The following is a 1,295-nucleotide window of genomic DNA, read 5'->3' on the forward strand; positions in this document are numbered from 1 at the left end:
TAACACATTAAGTAGTCGTAAAATGGCTGAGACAACATTTACCTTTCGCGTCGATGATGTATTAAAAAATGAATTTTCCAAAGCAGCAAAGGCGTGTGATAGATCTGCTGCACAATTATTGCGCGATTATATGCGCGATATCGTAAAAGAACAAAAAGAAAAAAGTGCACACGATTTATGGTTTCGGGAACAAGTTCAATTAGGGATAAATTCTGCTAATGCAGGTGATATAATATCTTCTGAAGAAATCGAAGCAGAAGCAAAGGAATGGCGCCTAAAAACACAAAGTAAACTCGATAGATCAACTTTATGAAGCTAATTTGGACACAAGTAGCACACGTTGACCGCAAAAAGATCCGTGAATACATATCACAAGATAATCCTTCTGCTGCCTTAAAGTTTGATCAACTTTTATCTGAAAAAGTAGAAAAACTTGTTAAATTTCCTACTCTTGGTCGTTTAGGACGAATTATAAATACACGTGAACTTATTATACATCCAAATTATATCATGATTTATGATATTTCAAATGGCGTTGTGCGTATTTTACGTGTGCTTCATACAAAGCAAAAATTTCCTTAATCAACTGTATTTTTATTTACTTGGTAATTGACGCAAATTATTTTCTACAATACTGCGCTCCCTATTAGTAAATAATGATAAATTATTATTTTTCTAATATTGCGAATATGATTGGCATAATCACTTTGCACACCGCTTAGTTTCTACTCGTAAAAATAATGATGATACTCTTGGTAAACGACGTTTTATTATCAATGATGTCATGGTCGAAAAGCTTAGGGAACTCTTAAAAGAAACCCCCGTGATCTCTTAATGGTGCGTGATGAATTGTCTGGTTTTTTAGCCAATCTGGAACGAAGAGAATATCAAACAGACCGTGCTTTTTATCTAACGGCTTTTAATGAAGATGATCAATTTACCTATGTCCGTACCGAGCGTGGAACCATTTTTATCCCTCATGTCACTTTATCTATGATTGGAAACATTCAACCCTCACGAATTATTCCCATCATTCAAGCAATACAGCGTGGAATAAACGATGACGGTTTTTCGTGAAATCTCTGGAGACAATAGCTCCCAAGGCGTTCGACCTATCATACGTTATGAATCATCCCTTAGTGAAAAATCATAAGACATCGCACTGAGGCAATTTGGAAATCTTATAAAATATTAAACAATATAACAGTGAACCTTCAAAGCACTCCCCATCATTAATTTTGGGGGGCTTTGGGGGTGCTTCTTATATGTATTATTTTATTTTTGATTGAAAAAAA

General features: G+C 34.7%; 2 protein-coding genes and 1 pseudogene. All 3 read left to right on the plus strand.

Going from position 1 to position 1,295, the window contains the following annotated elements; genetic code table 11:
- The first annotated feature begins 22 nt into the window (after positions 1-22).
- Entirely contained in the window at positions 23-313 is a 291-nt protein-coding gene (locus ACFIKR_RS09270) for a CopG family ribbon-helix-helix protein (RefSeq protein WP_208438788.1), read from the plus strand.
- Positions 310-582 carry a type II toxin-antitoxin system RelE/ParE family toxin gene (locus ACFIKR_RS09275; protein ID WP_375659641.1) on the plus strand — a complete coding sequence of 91 codons (273 nt, stop codon included), beginning with the start codon at positions 310-312 and terminating at the stop codon, positions 580-582. Before ACFIKR_RS09270 ends, ACFIKR_RS09275 begins: the two co-directional genes overlap by 4 nt.
- 160 nt (positions 583-742) lie before the next feature.
- A pseudogene (locus ACFIKR_RS09280) lies at positions 743-1,068 on the plus strand (DUF3987 domain-containing protein); the annotation flags it as partial.
- Between the last annotated feature and the right edge of the window lie 227 nt (positions 1,069-1,295).

The organism is Bartonella sp. MR30HLJHH (genome assembly GCF_042194195.1).
Classification (GTDB): Bacteria; Pseudomonadota; Alphaproteobacteria; order Rhizobiales; family Rhizobiaceae; genus Bartonella; species Bartonella grahamii.

What these genes read in the sequence shown, in the direction of transcription:
- ACFIKR_RS09270 (WP_208438788.1), top strand. Translation starts at nt 23, where the DNA reads ATGGCTGAGACAACATTTACCTTTCGCGTCGATGATGTATTAAAAAAT.
- ACFIKR_RS09275 (WP_375659641.1), top strand. Translation starts at nt 310, where the DNA reads ATGAAGCTAATTTGGACACAAGTAGCACACGTTGACCGCAAAAAGATC.